Raw genomic sequence first — 16,661 nt, 5'->3', positions numbered from 1 at the left:
GCCCCGCCTTTAGCCCTTGGATTTAGTCGCTGCCCATGCATCCAGGCGCTGTTTCAGTACGGCCGGTGGCAGATATCCGCCAATCATCTGACCGTCTTGGGCCAGAATCATGGGCGTACCGGTCAGACCCGAACGCTGGCCCACCACGTACTGGGCAGCCACTGTGTTCTTGCAATCCTTAGCCGGCACCTTGCCGCCGGTCTTGGCGTTCGTCAGTGCGGCCTTGCGATCGGCAGCGCACCAGACCGAGATCATGTCCACATAGTCCTTGGAACCCAGGCCCTGACGCGGAAACGCCAAATACTCGACGGCGATGCCTTGCTTGTTGATTTCGGCCATCTCGCTGTGCAGCTTGCGGCAGAATCCGCACTCGATATCGGTAAAGACCGTAATGGTGTACTTGGGATTGGCCGGGCCGAAAACGATGCGATCCGACTGCGGGATGGTCTTGAGCAGGCGCACGCGCTCGGCAGCCAGAGCATCTTCGGACAGATTGGCTTGCGAGCCGGCATCGAACAGACCGCCGCCCTGACCCGCCAGAAACACGTACTTGCCGTCATCGCTGACGTACACGACCTGCCCGCCAATGATCATTTGGCGAAAGCCCGGCATCGGCGCGGCACTGATGTTTTCGACCACAATGCCCGGGTTGAAGCGCTTTACGGCGTCCAGCGCGCGCGCATCGGCGGTACCGGGGGCTACTTGGACATCACGGTTCGGCAAAGTGGTTTTGGCCACGGGCACTTGTGCCTTGGCATTGGAGCCGTCGGCCGGCGTCTGCTGCGCGCAGGCGGCCAGAGTGAAACCGCCAACCACCACGGTGAGCACCATTTTTTGGATTGCACGAATATTCAAGGACGTCACACCGCTTTTTTGCTCAGAGTTACCCATTATGGCACCGCACCAATGGCGCAGTCAGCCACGCGGGTGGTGCTTAGCGTGCAACTGTTTAAGTTGCTCGCGGGCGACCAGCGTATAAATCTGCGTGGTACTGAGCGAACTGTGTCCCAGCAACATCTGCAAGGCCCGCAGATCGGCTCCGTGATTGAGCAGGTGGGTGGCAAAACTGTGCCGCAATCCATGCGGCGACACCTTGTCGGGATCCACCCCGGCGAGCGCCGCATAGCGCTTGATGTCGCGCCAGAACTGCTGCCGATTCAACGCCTCGGCCTTGGCGGTCAGAAACAGCTCGGCCACCGGCTTCTTGCCGGCCAGCTGCGGACGCGCCTCGTTGAGATACCGCTGCAACCAGTGCTGCGCCTCATCGCCCAAGGGGACTAAGCGCTCCTTGCTGCCCTTGCCCATCACCCGCAACACACCTTGGCGCAAATTGACCGCCGTCGAAGGCAATCCCACCAGCTCACTCACCCGCAGTCCGGATGCATACATCAGCTCCAGCATGGCGCGATCGCGCAGCCCTTCGGGCCGACTCTCATCGGGCGCGGTGAGCAATGCGCTGACCTGGTTTTCACTGAGCGCCTTGGGCAAAGGTCGCGGCAATTTTGGGGGCTGCAACAATGCCGTCGGATCATCGGCACGATGGCCTTGCCGCAACAGCCAGCCGTAAAAGGCGCGCAGGGTCGTCAGCAACCGCGCATTGCTACGGGGCGAATACTGGTGCCCGGCCCGGAACGCCAGGTAATTAAACAAGGTGGCCTGATCGAACTGATGCAGGCCCTGCGACGTGACGCCGCCGGCATCCGACTGCCAGCGACTCAAGCCTTCTAAATCCGTGCGATAGGCCTGCAAGGAGGCGCGCGCCAGCCCCTGCTCAGCCCAGATCGCCTCGACGAACCGGGCAATCCACGTCGCATCATCGGCCGCAACCGCCGGCCGTTGCCGGGCCTGCTGGCGTCGATTGGCAATGCCTTGGGATTTGACGCTCATCAGCGCTTAATGAAGCGAGTGTGCGAGATCAGATCGTGAAGGGTTAGGCGATCCTTGCGGAAATACGCCACCCAAAAGCCAAGCGGCAAGGCAATCAGGCCTGCCAGAAACCGGACCCATAATTGCCGGTACGAAGCAAACTCACCGCGCTCATCGACCACGTAGCTGCGGAACGGCTTCATGCCAATGGTCTGCCCACCACGATGCCAGCTGACGGTGGCATACAACCCGGTGATGCCGAACAAGGCGCAGAACAGCACAAACGACTCCAAACCGCCGGGCAGAATCGCCGCATGCTGCTGCGCATAGGCTGCGCCCTGCGTTGCGCTCAAGCGCCAGTAATGCAAGGCCAGAAACAGCACCACGATCACAAACCACAGCGCCATCGCCGGGAATAGGTCATAAACCAGTCCGATGAGACGGCGGCCGATTCGAGCAGGCACAGCGGCAGGGAATTGCGTGCCTTGTTGCGGAAGCGCCTGCTCCCTCATCCGGACTTGCGCCGGAACAGGTAGTACGCAAACAGCAGCATCACCACCGTTGGCACGGCGTAACCCACGCGCAAATCCAGCTTGTAGACCTTGGCAAACTCGACAAAGGTCGATTGCAGCAGGAAGAACGCCAAGCCGAACACAATGCCGATAAACAGTCGCTTGCCCAAACCGCCCGAACGCAAGGTGCCGAAGGCGAATGGAATGGCCGCCAGGCACAAGGCCAGAATATTGATGGGATAGAACCAGCGGCCCCAGTAAAACTCTTCGAAATCGGAGGCTTTGAGCTTGTTGCGCTCACGGTATTCCATACCGGCCTTGAGTTGCTGCGCGCTCAAATAGCGCGGCCGATCAATGTCCGCACCGAGCGAGGTCGCATCGAGCTTGGATACCCAATGCATGCTGGCCAATTTGTCCTCTTTAATGGACCGCTCGGCGAACGTGGTCTTAGTGACTTGGCTTAGATCCCAGCCATCGCCGGTATGCACGCCGGTCTTGGCATGGGTAATGGTCTTGAGCTGCCCGTTGGGTGCGAACTCGAACAGACGCAAATCCTGCAGCTCCACCCAGCTGCGCTTGCCGTCATCTTTTTCCTGGCCGCCTTGCGCGTTGATGATGAACTCGCCCTCGCGCGCCCAAACGCCCGAGTAACGCGCCACGATCATGTCTTTAGAGGTCTTGGAGGCACGCAAGGCATCAGCCGCGCGCTCGCCCCAGGGGCCCAGCGTCTCACCGGAAATCACCATCAGCGCGGTCAGCAGAGCAATTGCTGCCGCCACCGACAGGCCCAGACGCCGACGCGACAGACCCAGGGCCCGCAGCGCCGTCAGCTCCGAAGAGGCGGCCAGATTACCGAGCGCCATCAGCGCACCGATCACCGCCGCGTAGGGGAACAGCTGATACAGGCGTCGTGGGACGGTGTACACCATGTACGTAATGGCCTGCAGCACGCCGTAGTTGCCCTTGCCGACGCGGTTGAATTCATCGGCAAAGCCCAGCGTCAGGTCCAGACCGAGCATGACGGCCCAAACGCCGACGACCATTAGCAGCACGGTACGACCAACGTACAAGTCGTGGATTTTCGGCACTAACCTCATGCAGCCCCCCCTTTACGGAGGATCGGCAGCGCAATCTTGGGGCTGGCCACACGGCCATCGCGCAGATACATATACACGCCTGCAATGAGTAAGGGCAGCGAGATCCACCACATGCCAAGACTGCCGGACAACTTGCCGTCTTCGATCCAGTTGCGCGAGAGCAGCATCAGGTCGAATGCGACCATGTACAGCAAAAACCCGAACATGACCCGCCCGTAGCGCGCCTGGCGCGGCATACTGCGAGCCAAGGGCACCGCCATCAGCGCAAAGGCCAAGGTCAGGAACAGCGGCGTCAGACGGTAGTGCAGCTGCGCCTGGGCCTGCGGATCGGAATCGCCAACCAGGCTCAGAAACGGCCTGAATTCCGGCGCGTTGGCGTCGTACTTGCGCTCGCCCTCGGGCATCAGCACATCGTTCTTTTTATAGCGCAGCAGGCGGTAATCCTTGCTGCCGTCGCGCGGGCCCTCGACCTCAAAGCCATCTTTTAACGAGATGAAGCGACGACCATTGTCATCAATCACCACGCTCGCGTTGGGCGCCGAGGTGATGTCCATGCGCCTTTCGTTTTGGCGATAGACAAAGATGTCGGAGAGGTCCGAGCCCTCGTCATTTGTAGATCCGACGAAGACCACACCGGCCCCGTTGGGCAACTCCGTGAACGAGCCCGGCGTCAGCCCGGCCACCACCAGATTGCGGTTGGCGGCCGAGATCATTTTGGCCGATTCGGCCTTGGCCGCCGGACCCAGCCAGATCGAGGCAATGCCCACGACCAGCAGAATCGGCACTACCACATACATCAGTGGCCGCAAAAAGCGCTTGGGGCCAACGCCGGCAGCGTGAATGACCGGCATTTCCGAATCGCGGTAGAGCCGACCTACGGCCAGCATGATTCCGAGCATGAGCGCCAAGGGCAGGATGATGGGCGTGGCGCCCACTAGCACCAGCCCCAGCTGCGACAACATCATGCCGGCCGGGACCTTGCCCTCGGCAATGTCGCGCAGCACATCGGTAAAAGCGGCGCCGACCGACACCACAAACAGCACAATGGCGGTGGCAAACGTGGCTCCGGCCAGTTCTTTGGTCAGATACGAATCGAGTTTGGCCATAGATCGGAGTGTACCGCCGTTGGGTGAGTAGCCCGCATGGGCTAAAATATACGGTTCATTTTAACGAGATTTACGGGACCCGCGATTAATGAGCTTGCAATACGATCTGACTCGTGAGGCCGTCGCCTCTATCGCCGCTGACTGCATCGTGGTCGGTGTGTTCGCCGATAATACGCTCAGCGCCTCCGCAGCTGCCATTGATTCCGCCTCGGGCGGTCGCCTGACCGCCCTGCTGACCCGCGGCGATGTCAGCGGCAAGACCGGCAAGACGACCCTGCTGCATGACCTGCCGGGCGTTACCGCGCCGCGCGTGCTGGTCATTGGCCTGGGCAAGCCAGAGCTGTTTGCCGTCCCGCAATACCTCAAGGCCGTGGGCGATGCCGCCCGCTTCCTCAAGGCCGGTCCCGCTGCGCACGCCGTGTTCGCCATCGCCGAAGTGCGGGTCAAGGGCCGCGACACTGCCTGGGCCGTCCGCCAAGCCATCATTGCTGCTGATCACGCCAATTACCGTTACGATGCCACGCTCGGCGCCGCTGCCCGTGAAAAGGCCAAGGCCGAGCCGCGTCTGGAGCGCTGGACTGTTCTGGGTGACGATGAGTTGGCCCTGTCGCAAGGCATTGCAGTGAGCAACGGTGTGCGCTTCGCGCGCGAACTGGGCAATTTGCCGCCCAATATCTGCAATCCGTCGTACTTGGCTGAGCAAGCCACTAAGTTTGCGGCCAAGTTCCCGACCACTTCGTGCGAGGTGCTCAACGAGCATCAGATGCAGGAGCTGGGCATGGGTTCGCTGCTGGCCGTGGGCCGCGGTTCGGCCAATCGTCCCAAGCTGATTGTGCTGTCGTATAACGGCGCCGGCGACGCCAAGCCTTATGTGCTGGTCGGCAAGGGCATCACCTTTGATACCGGTGGCATCAACCTCAAGACCCAGGGCGGTATCGAGGAAATGAAGTTCGACATGTGTGGCGCCGCCACCGTGATGGGCACCTTTGTCGCCACTGTCGGCCTGAACCTGCCGGTCAATCTGCACGTGATCGTACCGGCCGTCGAAAACATGCCCGATGCAGATGCCTATCGCCCGTCCGATGTGCTGACCAGCATGTCCGGCAAAACCATCGAAGTCGGCAACACCGATGCCGAAGGCCGTCTGATCCTGTGCGATGCGCTGACCTACGCGCAACGTTTTGAACCGGCTGCCCTGGTAGATGTCGCCACGTTGACCGGTGCCTGCATGGTCGCACTGGGCAAGTACGCGTCGGGCCTGATGTCCAAGCACGATGACCTGGCCGGCGAACTGCTGAACGCCGGTGAAGAAGTATTCGACCGCGCCTGGCGCCTGCCGCTGTGGGACGAATACCAGTCCATGATCGATTCGACCTTTGCCGATGTGTACAACATCGGTGGCCGTTGGGCCGGTGCGATTACGGCCGGTTGCTTCCTGGCTCGCTTCACCGAAGGCCAGCGCTGGGCTCACCTGGACATCGCCGGCTCGGCTTCGGACGAAGGCAAGCGCGGCATGGCCACCGGTCGCCCGGTCGGACTGCTGTCGCAATGGCTGATGGACCGCGCTGCGGCTCCGAGCGCCTGATCTGCCTTCGAAGTGCCTTAATTAACCGACAAAACTGCCCATGAGCCCCACGCCCCGCGCTGACTTCTATGTCATCAGCAAAGACCGCTTTAAGCAGGAGCCCTTGCTGCTGGTCTGCGAACTGGCCCGCAAGGCCAACAGTGCGGGTCTGTGGACTCTGATTCGTGCACGTGATGCGGAGCAAGCCGAGGCACTCGACGATTTGCTGTGGTCGTTTGATCCCGACGCTTATATTCCGCATCAGATCGTCAGTGACGAGCAGGATGACCTGACTCCCGTCCTGATTGCCGCGCCCGAACACGACACCCCGTTGCGTCCGGTCGTGATCAATTTGCGTGACGATGCGGTCGCCGGCTCGTTTGAGCGTGTGCTCGAAGTCGTCCCCGACGATGAATCGGCGCGCGAACCGCTGCGGGCCCGCTGGCGTGATTACAAAGCACGCGGCATGGCACTGCAGAAGTTCGACATGTGACTGTCTTGAATCCTTTAACTCCAATTACTCGGCCGTTATCCCTATGACCACCCTGCAACCCAGCTATGAACCCGGCAGCTTTGAAAGCGACCTGTACGTAAAGTGGGAGTCGCAGGGGCTGTTTCGGCCGCAGGGCAACGGCGAAGCGTACACCGTGCTTTTGCCGCCGCCAAACGTCACCGGCACCCTGCACATGGGTCACGCGTTCCAGCACACCCTAATGGATACCCTGGTGCGCTATCACCGCATGCGCGGTTACCGCACCTTGTGGCAGATGGGTACCGACCACGCCGGTATCGCCACCGAAATGGTCGTCTCGCGCAATCTGGCCATCGCCGGTCAGGGCGAAACGCGCGAGTCGCTGGGCCGCGATGCCTTCATTGCCAAAGTCTGGGAATGGAAGGGCCAGTCGGGCGACACCATTGAACGGCAGATGCGTCGTCTCGGCGCTTCAGGCGACTGGTCGCGCTCTGTGTTCACCATGGATCCGATGGCCTCGGACGCGGTGATCGAAGCCTTCGTCCGTTTGCACGAAAAGGGCCTGATTTATCGTGGCCAACGCCTGGTCAACTGGGATCCGGTGCTCAAGACCGCCATCTCCGATCTCGAGGTCGTCTCCGAAGAGGAAGACGGTTCGCTGTGGTCAATCCGCTACGACGTGGTCGATCCGCAAGCCGGTGAACCCGATCACGTCATCGTGGCCACCACGCGTCCGGAAACGCTGCTCGGCGATACCGCCGTCATGGTCCACCCCGAAGACGAGCGTTACACCGGTCTGATCGGCAAGCGCGTACGCGTGCCGCTGATCGGCCGCGAAGTGCCGGTGATTGCCGATGATTACGTCGACCGCGAGTTCGGTACCGGCGTGGTCAAGGTCACTCCTGCGCACGACTTTAACGACAACGCCGTCGGTCAACGCCACAACCTGCCGGTGATCAACATCCTCACCGACACCGCCCACATCATTGATACGCTCGATGAAATCCCGTCTGCCTACCGTGGCCTGGATCGCTTCGCAGCGCGCAAGCTGATGGTCGAAGACCTGGAGTCGGCGGGTGCTCTGATCGAAACCAAGCCGCACAAACTGCAAGTGCCGCGCGGTGATCGCAGCGGTCAGGTGATCGAACCGTATCTCACCGATCAGTGGTTCGTGAAGATGGATGAGCTGGGGCGCCGCGGTCTCGAAATCGTCGAGAAGGGCGATGTGCGGTTCGTGCCTTCGAACTGGGTTAGCACGTATCGTCATTGGCTCGAAAACATTCAGGACTGGACCATCTCGCGTCAGCTGTGGTGGGGTCATCGCATTCCGGCGTGGTACGACGAGCAAGGCCGTGTGTTTGTTGGCCGCAACGAGGCCGAAGTGCGTGAGACCAACGGTCTGAGCGATTCCGTGGCATTGCGCCAAGAAGCCGACGTGCTGGAAACCTGGTTCTCCTCGGCCATGTTCCCGTTCTCCACGCAAGGCTGGCCTAACGCCGAGCTGATGAGCGCGCGCGGCTTTGACTCCAATCTGCCAACCTCGGTGCTGGTCACCGGCTTTGACATCATTTTCTTCTGGGTCGCCCGCATGATCATGATGACGGACGAACTGGTCGGCCAAGTGCCGTTCAAGGACGTTTACATCACCGGTCTGGTCCGCGACAAAGACGGCAAGAAGATGTCCAAGTCCAAGGGCAACGTGCTGGATCCGCTGGACATCATTGACGGCATCAGCGCCGATGCACTGGTGGCCAAGCGCACCTCGGGGCTGCTCAAGCCGACCGATGCGCCCAAGATCGAAAAGGCCACGCGCAAAGAGTTTCCTCAAGGCATTGCGCCGCACGGTGCCGATGCTCTGCGTCTGACCATGGCGTCGCTGGCCGGCCCCGGTCGTGACGTCAAGTTCGACATGGGACGCGCCGAGGGCTACAAGAACTTCTGCAACAAGCTGTGGAACGCCACGCGCTTTGTGCTGATGAATACCGAAGGCATGACGGTCGATCTGTCCGTGCCCCACGTGCCGGAAACCGACGCCGAACGCTGGATCCTGTCCGAGCTGTCGCGCACCTCGACCGAAGTGGCCGAACACTTCGCGGCCTACCGTTTCGACTTGCTGGCACAAAGCGTCTATGACTTTGCCTGGACCACGTTCTGCGACTGGTTCCTGGAACTGACCAAGCCTGCCCTGGCCGATGCGCAATCGTCCGCCGCCGTTTCGACGCGTAAGACATTGCTGATCGTGCTCGATGCGCTGCTGCGTCTGCTGCATCCGCTAATTCCGTTCGTGACCGAACAGCTGTGGCAAGCCGTAGCGCCGCGTCTGGGGCTGCAAGGCTCGCTGATGACGCAGTCGTATCCGCAAGCAACCGATGTCAGCGCTTACGCCGGTGCGACTGCCGATGTCGAATGGCTGCGCGCCGTAGTCTCGTCCCTGCGCCGCGTGCGTTCGGAGTTGAACGTCTCGCCCGGCAAGCAGGTTAACCTGCTGATCGGTTCGCCGTCGGCATCGGATACCGCACGACTGGCCAAGTTCGATGCGGCCATTCGTTTCCTCAACAAGATCGAATCCATCCGGGTTCTGGCCGCCGGTACTGATGCGCCGCCGGCTGCGGCTGCGGTGGTCGGCGACATGTCCCTGCTGGTCCCGCTCGAAGGCCTGGTCGACCTCGACGCCGAGCGCGCGCGTCTGGACAAAGAGCTCAAGCGCATCTCGGTCGAGATCACCAAGTGTGAGAGCAAGCTGGCATCGGACACGTTTGTGGCCAATGCACCGGCAGCCGTCGTGGAACAGGAGCGTCAGCGTCTGGTCGACTGGCGCGCCCAGTTCGAGGGCCTGTCGGCAACCCGCGCCAAACTGTAAGTCAGTCAGCGCTCGCCGCTAATTTCTTAGGGCGAGCGCTGTAACCACGTCGGCTACGCTTAAGCAGCGAGCCGGCGTATTTTTTGGGTGCCGTACCAGGTGTCCATCGGGCCCAAGGTCACAGGCGGCCGAATCTGTGCCGCCTCGACGCATAAAAACGTGCGCCACTCACCATCGTTCAAATCCGCAAACGTCTTCGCGATCTCAGGGCCCGGATTCCACACCACGGTGTCATGGAATCCGCTTTGCTCCAGCAGTAGCGCGAAATCGGGCGTGCGTAATTGGAGTCGCCGTGGCGTTGCGACGTACACTCGGTCCACATTGACAGGCGCCGTCAGCGGCACCCACGCCGGCTCGACCGGAGTCAGATTCTGCAGCGCGTCTTCGTAGGCTACGGCTTCGAGACCTTCGAGGAGCGTGGTTTCAATGTTCGGTACGCGCAGATACGTGTGCAAGCCTGCAGTAAACGACTGCGACTGCGTGCCCACATTCACAGCCGAGAACGACAGATCCGGACCGTCATCGTGCAGATCTACGCGCAGAAACACGTCGAAATCGCCATCCTCGCCACGCAACCGAGTGCGTAACAGGCAGGAGGATTCGCCCTGTTCCTCGACGCGCCAGTCGCGATCCCGCACCACGCCATGCTTGCGCCCGGGACCGAATAGACCGAATTGCGGAAACAGCACCGGCACGCCACCGTGCGGCGCCACCATCTCATCGGCAGCGCCTGCTTGCGGCATAAACAAATGCGGTTGACCCTCGAACGTCCAGTCGATCAGACGCGCTCCGAACGATGACACCCGGGCCGTCGATCGGCCGCCCTTGGACCGGAGTTCCAGGATCGGCAGCATTAACCGATCAGCTCGACACCCGTCTTGGCGTCGAGCTCCTCGCGCGTGACACCATCGGCCAGCTCCACGAGCTTCAGTCCCTGCTCCGTGACGTCAAAGACGCCCAGATCGGTGATGATGCGGTTGACGACGCCCACACCCGTCAGCGGCAATGTGCACTCCGGCAGGATCTTGTGCGCATCGCCCTTGGCGACATGCTCCATCAGCACCACGACTTTCTTGACGCCGGCCACTAGGTCCATTGCGCCACCCATGCCCTTGACCATCTTGCCCGGGATCATCCAGTTGGCCAGATCGCCCTTGTCGGTGACCTGCATGGCACCAAGGATGGCCAAATCAATGTGGCCGCCGCGGATCATTGCAAACGAATCGTGCGAGCCGAAAAAGCTGGCGCCTTTGGCAGCGGTCACCGTCTGCTTGCCGGCGTTGATCAGATCGGCGTCGATCTCGTCCTCGGTCGGGAAGGGACCGATGCCGAGCAACCCGTTTTCGGATTGCAGCATCACATCAACGCCCTCCGGAATGAAATTGGCAACCAGAGTCGGCAAGCCGATACCCAGATTGACGTATGCACCGTCGGTGAGTTCCTGCGCCGCGCGGCGCGCCATTTGGTCATGAGTCCAGGCCATTTGCAGCTCTCCGATTAGGCTTGACGGGTGGTGCGCTGTTCAATGCGCTTTTCGGGCGACGCATTAAGCACAATGCGATCGACATAGATGCCGGGCAAATGTACCTGATCCGGATCGATGCTACCCGTCTCGACCACTTCCTCGACCTCGACGATGCAGACCTTGCCGGCCATGGCACAGGCGGGATTGAAGTTACGCGCCGTCTTGCGGAACACCAGGTTGCCCGATTTGTCGGCCTTCCAGGCTTTGACCAGTGCGACATCGGCCACGAGTGCCGTTTCCATGACGTACTGCTTGCCGTTGAATTCGCGGGTTTCCTTGCCCTCGGCCACGATCGTGCCGTAGCCCGTTGCCGTAAAGAAGGCCGGAATGCCGGCACCACCGGCGCGTAGACGCTCAGCCAAGGTGCCTTGCGGATTGAACTCGAGCTCCAGCTCGCCCGCCAGATATTGACGCTCGAATTCCTTGTTCTCGCCCACGTAGGAGCTGATCATCTTGGAAATCTGACGCGTCTCCAGCAGCTGGCCCAGACCAAAGCCATCGACACCGGCATTGTTGGAAATGGCGGTGAGACCTTTGACGCCGGTGTCACGCAGAGCGGCGATCAGAGCCTCGGGGATGCCGCAGAGGCCGAACCCCCCAACAGCAAGGGTTTGGTTGTCTGCAACTACGCCCTGAAGGGCGGCAGCTGCGCTCGGGTACAGCTTGGAATCAGACATCCGGGGCTCCGTTACGGCAAATCAGCAGGAAACCCTGATTTTAGCCGATCACCCTTTGCTTAGCGCGTTGGCGAGATCGTACTTTAGGTCAGCTACGTCTTCGATGCCGACACTGATACGCACCAGATTGTCGGTAATGCCCAGCTCCTTGCGACGTGCCGGCGGAATCGAGGCATGCGTCATGATGGCCGGGTGATTGACCAGCGACTCGACGCCACCGAGCGATTCGGCGATGGTGAACAGCTCCATGCGCTCCATGAAGCGCTTGGCACCGCGTTCGCCGCCTTTGACCCGCACGCTGATCATGCCGCCAAAGCCATCCATCTGCTTAGCCGCCAGTGCGTGTTGCGGATGCGAACGCAGACCCGGGTAAATGACGTCCTCGATGCCCGGCTGACGTTGCAGCCATTTGGCCAGTACCAGTCCATTTTCGTTATGGGCGCGCATGCGCAGGGCCAGCGTCTTTAAACCACGCAGTGCCAAAAAGCTGTCAAACGGACCCTGCACGGCACCGATCGAATTTTGCAGAAACGCCATTTGTTCGGCGAGTTCCGGGTTATCGCCCACGACGGCAATGCCACCGACCATGTCGGAGTGACCGTTGAGATATTTGGTAGCCGAATGCATGACGATGTCGGCGCCCAACTCCAGCGGACGCTGATTGATCGGCGAGCAGAAGGTGTTGTCTACCACCACCAGAATGCCTTTTTTACGGGCAATTCGTGCAATTTTGCGGATATCAATCAGCTTCAGCAGCGGATTGGTCGGCGTTTCGATCCAAACCATCTTGGTCTCGGGACGAATCGCGGCCTTAAAGGCCTCTTCATCGCTCAGATCGACCCAGCTCACCTGCAGCTGTGCAGTGCGCTGACGCACTCGTTCCATCAGACGATAAGTTCCGCCGTACAGATCGTCAGTTGCGATGATGTGACTGCCCGCATCCAGCAGTTCGAGAATGGTCGACGTGGTCGCCATGCCGCTACCGAAGGCATAACCGCGCGTGCCGCCTTCGAGTGCAGCGATACAGCGCTCGTACGCAAACCGCGTGGGATTGTGCGTGCGGCTGTACTCAAAGCCCTGATGCTCACCCGGCGAGGATTGCGCATAGGTCGAGGTGGCGTAGATCGGCGGCATGACCGCGCCGGTGGTGGGATCGACGGATTGACCGCCATGGATGGCCAGCGAGGCCAGCGCCAGTTCGCGTTTGGATGTGCTCATCGCACCAGTTTATCAGGGTCCCAAATACTCTCGGGCCATGACGATCGCTTCCTCACGGGTACCATTGGGTGCCGGGTAATAACCGGGGCGCCGGCCGATTTCGTTGAAGCCGGCCTCGTCGTACAGATTGATCGCCGCATGGTTCGAAGGCCGGACCTCAAGAAACATCCGTTCCAGGCCCATTTGCTCGCCCTTTTGCAGCACGTAGGCTAACAGCGCGCGTCCCACACCACGATTCTGAAACTCGGGTGCTACCGCGAGATTCAGCAGGTGCGCCTCGCCCGCGCCCACACTGAGGAAGGCATACCCCATGACCGTGCCCTCGGCATCGTGCATTAGCCAAGCGGGGTAGCGCGCATTCAGGCAATCGCGCAGGATCTGCTGACTCCATGCAAACTGATACGCCCGCGGCTCAATCGCCCACAGCGCATCAAAATCGGCAGCGACGATCTCGCGGAAAAAACGGTTCACCGCCGCTTAGGCCTCACGGCACGCAGCGCAATCCAGGCGGCGCGTTTGGCGGCCGCATCTCCACGCAGGGTCGCGGCGTGAATGCCCAATGTATCGAGCACCGCGCGGGCCTCACTGCGGCGCGTCCGACCGGTTGCTGCCAACAGATCGCGTTCCAGCGGACTGCCGGGCGGCAATGCATGCCGTGTCGAAGGCCGCGCGGGCGCCGCAACCGTTTCCCGAACTGTTGCAGCTGTCGGCTTCGGCGCTTGGGGTTTGGGTGCCGTGACGTTCGGTGCCTCCACCGGTACCGGCGCCGGTTTTTTGGATGGCACCGGCGGCGCAGCAGCGACCGCAGACTCATCGGCCTGCAACATGTACACCGGCAGGCCCATGGCATGCAGGTATTGCACTTGTTCGGGCGAGAACAGCGACTCAGTCATTCGTAGCGGCAATCGACACATCTAACGGTTTGCGCGTGATCTTGCGCCACAGCCACGCGACCGGGCCGAGCAGCGCGTACAACCCAAACACCACCAACAGCACGACAGGCGGATTCAGCGCCACGCCGATCATCGCCATGACCAGAATCAGCAGCGACCAGAACGGAACGCGATCGTCCTTGCGCGAGCCCTTGAACGAGGTGTAGAAGAAGCGCGAGAACATCAGCATGCCGATGATCGCAGTGACCGGCAGCGCCGCAAACCGCATTTGCTCGCCGCTCAATCCGTTATCCACACAAGTCCAGATGAAGGCCGCCATCAGCGCCGCAGCCGCCGGCGAGGCCAGACCCACGAACCAGCGCTTATCCACTTGCGTGGCCTGCGAGTTGAAGCGTGCCAGTCGCAACGCCCCACAGGCGGCGTACAAAAAAGCGGCCATCCAGCCCAATTTGCCCAGCGTGGCCGAATCGTGACGCAGGAACTCGAGCGACCAGTGATACATCACCAGCGCCGGCGCCAGGCCAAAGGACACCAGGTCGGCCAGCGAGTCGTACTGCATGCCGAACTCGGATTGCGTGTTGGTTAGGCGCGCAATTCGGCCGTCCATGCCATCGAACACCGCGGCCATGAAGATGGCAACGCAGGCGTGCTCAAACCGCCCCTGGGTGGCTGCAATGATGGCGAAAAAGCCGGAAAACATGCCGGCCGTGGTGAAGAGATTGGGCAACAAGTAGATGCCCCGCCGCCGCCGCGGCTGTTGTGACGCATTGGGATGCGGATTCATACCGCCTAGTATGGCAAAATTGACGTTTATTTGCGCCGAAAACAGCCAATGCGCCTCTCGCAGTACCACCTCCGCACCGTCAAGGAAATCCCCGCCGAAGCCGTTCTCGCCAGCCACAAGCTGATGCTCCGCACCGGTATGATCCGCAAGCTCGCATCGGGCCTGTACACCTGGTCCCCACTGGGCCTGCGTGTTTTGCGCAAGGTCGAGGCCATCGTGCGTGAGGAGATGAACAATGCCGGCGCCGTCGAGCTGCTGATGCCCAGCATCCAACCGCGCGAACTGTGGGATGAGACCGGCCGCTGGGAAAAATTCGGCGGCCAGCTGCTGAAAATCAAGGACCGCAAAGAGGCCGAGTACTGCTACGGCCCCACCGCCGAGGAAGTGATCACCGACTTTGCCCGCAACGAAATCGCTTCGTACAAGCAGTTGCCGGTCAACTTCTACCAGATCCAGACCAAGTTCCGCGATGAGATTCGCCCGCGTTTCGGCGTCATGCGCGCCCGCGAGTTCCTGATGAAGGATGCCTACTCGTTCCACCTGACCAAGGACGATCTGGCCCGCGAATACCGCAACATGTACGACACCTACGTCCGCATCTTCGAGCGCCTGGGCCTCAAGTTCCGCGCCGTCGAAGCCGATACGGGCGCCATCGGCGGTTTCGCATCGCACGAGTTCCAGGTGCTGGCTGACAGCGGCGAAGATGCCATCGCCTACAGCACGGGCAGTGAATACGCTGCCAATATCGAACTGGCCGAAGCGATCACCACCGCCACCCGCCCCGCCCCGAGCGAGACGGCCGCACGCGTCGATACGCCCAAGCAAACCACCTGCGCTGCCGTCGCCGAACTGATCGGCCTGCCGATTGAACGCACGGCCAAGACCATTTGCGTGATCACGGTCGACAGCGAATCGAACACCGATTCCGGCGACATGGTCATGGCGATTCTGCGCGGCGACCACGAGATCAACGAGATCAAGTTGACCAAGGCCATTGGCGAATACCGCCTGGCGACCGAGCAGGAAATCCGTGACGCCCTGGGCACCGTGCCCGGCTTTATCGGCCCGCTGTTCGATGGCGAAGGCAATATCGGCCCCACCCCGCGCCCGATCCGCATCATTGCCGACCGCGCCGCCGCCGTGCTGTCCGACTTTGTCGTCGGCGCCAACGTGCCCAAGTTCCACATCCGCGGCGTCAACTGGGGCCGCGACCTTCCGGAGCCCGCGCTGGTCGCTGACCTGCGCAACGTGGTCGAAGGCGACCCCTCGCCCGACGGCCAGGGCACGCTGGCCATTGCGCGCGGCATCGAGGTCGGCCACGTATTCCAGCTCGGCGACCGCTACGCCCGCGACATGAACTGCACCGTCCTCGATGAAACCGGCAAGGCCGCCACGCCCATGATGGGCTGCTACGGCATTGGCGTTTCGCGCATTGTCGCTGCTGCTATTGAGCAGAACCACGACGACGCGGGCATCATCTGGCCCGCCGCCATGGCCCCCTGGCAAGTCGCCGTCTGCGTCATCAATCCGAAAGACGAACCGACCGTCACCGCCGCCGCCGCGGCGCTCTACGACGAACTCACCGCCGCCGGCCACGACGTCGTCCTCGACGACCGCGGCCTTCGCCCCGGCAACATGTTTGCCGACATCGAGCTGCTCGGCATCCCCCACCGCGTGGTCGTCTCCGGTCGCGGCCTCGAATCCGGTACCTATGAGTACCGCGGCCGTCGCGACACCGAATCCACTGCGCTCGACCACCGCGCCCTGCTCGCTCGCTTGGCAGGCTGAGCACCCAATTGGTGACGTCCGGGTGGTGCGCTCGCATCACATTTCTTACCTATCCGAAATTGAACATTTTTGTCGGTGATAGCTCACTCATTATTGGACGTCATTTGTGATGAAATGCTCGAATTTAATGGACCAAAAATGTTCAACCGTTTTGCAAACTCCAATTTCTGCACTTTGCAGGTCGGTTGAACAAAATTGTCTGCGATAGACATCACGATATAGGCCGTTACGAGTGCCGTGCGGCTCATTTTTTGACGGTCAAAAATGTTCAATTTCGGATAGCGCCGCAACAGGGCAAC

General features: G+C 61.2%; 16 protein-coding genes. 4 read left to right on the top strand and 12 right to left on the bottom strand.

The window, feature by feature from the left end:
• Positions 1-9: 9 nt before the first annotated feature.
• From V3390_RS03535 to lptF, 5 genes are all read right to left on the bottom strand, one after another.
• Positions 10-840: a DsbC family protein gene (locus V3390_RS03535; RefSeq protein ID WP_331703636.1), complete on the bottom strand. Its 831-nt coding sequence runs from the start codon at positions 838-840 to the stop codon at positions 10-12.
• Between the two features lie 75 nt (positions 841-915).
• Entirely contained in the window at positions 916-1,887 is a 972-nt protein-coding gene (gene xerD, locus V3390_RS03530; protein WP_331703375.1) for a site-specific tyrosine recombinase XerD, read from the bottom strand.
• Positions 1,887-2,330: an RDD family protein gene (locus tag V3390_RS03525; RefSeq protein ID WP_331703374.1), complete on the bottom strand. Its 444-nt coding sequence runs from the start codon at positions 2,328-2,330 to the stop codon at positions 1,887-1,889. Before V3390_RS03525 ends, xerD begins: the two co-directional genes overlap by 1 nt.
• A 44-nt stretch (positions 2,331-2,374) precedes the next feature.
• Positions 2,375-3,475 carry an LPS export ABC transporter permease LptG gene (gene lptG, locus V3390_RS03520; RefSeq protein WP_331703373.1) on the bottom strand — a complete coding sequence of 367 codons (1,101 nt, stop codon included), beginning with the start codon at positions 3,473-3,475 and terminating at the stop codon, positions 2,375-2,377.
• Positions 3,472-4,581 carry an LPS export ABC transporter permease LptF gene (gene lptF, locus V3390_RS03515; RefSeq protein WP_331703372.1) on the bottom strand — a complete coding sequence of 370 codons (1,110 nt, stop codon included), beginning with the start codon at positions 4,579-4,581 and terminating at the stop codon, positions 3,472-3,474. The genes lptG and lptF overlap by 4 nt, the downstream gene beginning before the upstream one ends.
• Positions 4,582-4,669: 88 nt before the next feature.
• Here lptF and V3390_RS03510 point away from each other — a divergent pair, with 88 nt between their 5' ends.
• From V3390_RS03510 to V3390_RS03500, 3 genes are read left to right on the top strand one after another with little or no spacing between them, the layout of a single operon-like run.
• On the top strand, positions 4,670-6,166 hold the full coding sequence (locus tag V3390_RS03510) for a leucyl aminopeptidase (protein WP_331703371.1): 1,497 nt from the start codon (positions 4,670-4,672) through the stop codon (positions 6,164-6,166).
• Positions 6,167-6,206: 40 nt separating this feature from the next.
• Positions 6,207-6,638, top strand: a complete 432-nt coding sequence (locus V3390_RS03505; protein ID WP_331703370.1) for a DNA polymerase III subunit chi — start codon at positions 6,207-6,209, stop codon at positions 6,636-6,638.
• A gap of 43 nt (positions 6,639-6,681) precedes the next feature.
• On the top strand, positions 6,682-9,477 hold the full coding sequence (locus tag V3390_RS03500) for a valine--tRNA ligase (protein WP_331703369.1): 2,796 nt from the start codon (positions 6,682-6,684) through the stop codon (positions 9,475-9,477).
• Positions 9,478-9,536: 59 nt separating this feature from the next.
• Here the strand turns inward: V3390_RS03500 and V3390_RS03495 are convergent, their stop codons facing one another.
• From V3390_RS03495 to pssA, 7 genes are read right to left on the bottom strand one after another with little or no spacing between them, the layout of a single operon-like run.
• A complete protein-coding gene (locus V3390_RS03495; protein ID WP_331703368.1) occupies positions 9,537-10,331 on the bottom strand; it encodes an aldose epimerase family protein in 795 nt (264 codons plus the stop codon).
• Positions 10,331-10,960, bottom strand: a complete 630-nt coding sequence (locus V3390_RS03490; RefSeq protein WP_331688988.1) for a CoA transferase subunit B — start codon at positions 10,958-10,960, stop codon at positions 10,331-10,333. The genes V3390_RS03495 and V3390_RS03490 overlap by 1 nt, the downstream gene beginning before the upstream one ends.
• Before the next feature lie 14 nt (positions 10,961-10,974).
• Positions 10,975-11,679 carry a CoA transferase subunit A gene (locus tag V3390_RS03485; RefSeq protein WP_331703367.1) on the bottom strand — a complete coding sequence of 235 codons (705 nt, stop codon included), beginning with the start codon at positions 11,677-11,679 and terminating at the stop codon, positions 10,975-10,977.
• A 48-nt stretch (positions 11,680-11,727) separates the two neighbouring features.
• Positions 11,728-12,897 carry a trans-sulfuration enzyme family protein gene (locus tag V3390_RS03480; protein WP_331703366.1) on the bottom strand — a complete coding sequence of 390 codons (1,170 nt, stop codon included), beginning with the start codon at positions 12,895-12,897 and terminating at the stop codon, positions 11,728-11,730.
• 12 nt (positions 12,898-12,909) lie between these two features.
• Positions 12,910-13,368 carry a ribosomal protein S18-alanine N-acetyltransferase gene (rimI, locus tag V3390_RS03475; protein ID WP_331703365.1) on the bottom strand — a complete coding sequence of 153 codons (459 nt, stop codon included), beginning with the start codon at positions 13,366-13,368 and terminating at the stop codon, positions 12,910-12,912.
• The gene (locus V3390_RS03470) at positions 13,365-13,790 is read right to left on the bottom strand and encodes a hypothetical protein (protein ID WP_331703364.1); all 426 of its coding nucleotides are present in this window, start codon (positions 13,788-13,790) and stop codon (positions 13,365-13,367) included. The genes rimI and V3390_RS03470 overlap by 4 nt, the downstream gene beginning before the upstream one ends.
• Positions 13,783-14,574 (bottom strand): CDP-diacylglycerol--serine O-phosphatidyltransferase, encoded by a 792-nt coding sequence (gene pssA, locus V3390_RS03465; protein WP_331703363.1) that lies wholly within the window; start codon positions 14,572-14,574, stop codon positions 13,783-13,785. The genes V3390_RS03470 and pssA overlap by 8 nt, the downstream gene beginning before the upstream one ends.
• A gap of 48 nt (positions 14,575-14,622) precedes the next feature.
• Here pssA and V3390_RS03460 point away from each other — a divergent pair, with 48 nt between their 5' ends.
• The gene (locus tag V3390_RS03460; RefSeq protein WP_331703362.1) at positions 14,623-16,362 is read left to right on the top strand and encodes a proline--tRNA ligase; all 1,740 of its coding nucleotides are present in this window, start codon (positions 14,623-14,625) and stop codon (positions 16,360-16,362) included.
• The last annotated feature ends 299 nt before the right edge of the window (positions 16,363-16,661 follow it).

This window comes from Aquilutibacter rugosus (assembly GCF_036541335.1).
Classification (GTDB): Bacteria; Pseudomonadota; Gammaproteobacteria; order Xanthomonadales; family Xanthomonadaceae; genus Aquilutibacter; species Aquilutibacter rugosus.
Note: the sequence above shows the minus strand (reverse complement) of the source record. Positions and strands in the feature narration are given on the sequence as shown.

Coding starts and splice junctions, on each gene's coding strand:
- V3390_RS03480 (WP_331703366.1), bottom strand. CDS start 12,897: ATGAGCACATCCAAACGCGAACTGGCGCTGGCCTCGCTGGCCATCCAT.
- V3390_RS03490 (WP_331688988.1), bottom strand. CDS start 10,960: ATGGCCTGGACTCATGACCAAATGGCGCGCCGCGCGGCGCAGGAACTC.
- V3390_RS03500 (WP_331703369.1), top strand. CDS start 6,682: ATGACCACCCTGCAACCCAGCTATGAACCCGGCAGCTTTGAAAGCGAC.
- lptF (WP_331703372.1), bottom strand. CDS start 4,581: ATGGCCAAACTCGATTCGTATCTGACCAAAGAACTGGCCGGAGCCACG.
- lptG (WP_331703373.1), bottom strand. CDS start 3,475: ATGAGGTTAGTGCCGAAAATCCACGACTTGTACGTTGGTCGTACCGTG.
- V3390_RS03495 (WP_331703368.1), bottom strand. CDS start 10,331: ATGCTGCCGATCCTGGAACTCCGGTCCAAGGGCGGCCGATCGACGGCC.
- V3390_RS03470 (WP_331703364.1), bottom strand. CDS start 13,790: ATGACTGAGTCGCTGTTCTCGCCCGAACAAGTGCAATACCTGCATGCC.
- xerD (WP_331703375.1), bottom strand. CDS start 1,887: ATGAGCGTCAAATCCCAAGGCATTGCCAATCGACGCCAGCAGGCCCGG.
- V3390_RS03505 (WP_331703370.1), top strand. CDS start 6,207: ATGAGCCCCACGCCCCGCGCTGACTTCTATGTCATCAGCAAAGACCGC.
- pssA (WP_331703363.1), bottom strand. CDS start 14,574: ATGAATCCGCATCCCAATGCGTCACAACAGCCGCGGCGGCGGCGGGGC.
- V3390_RS03485 (WP_331703367.1), bottom strand. CDS start 11,679: ATGTCTGATTCCAAGCTGTACCCGAGCGCAGCTGCCGCCCTTCAGGGC.
- V3390_RS03460 (WP_331703362.1), top strand. CDS start 14,623: ATGCGCCTCTCGCAGTACCACCTCCGCACCGTCAAGGAAATCCCCGCC.
- V3390_RS03510 (WP_331703371.1), top strand. CDS start 4,670: ATGAGCTTGCAATACGATCTGACTCGTGAGGCCGTCGCCTCTATCGCC.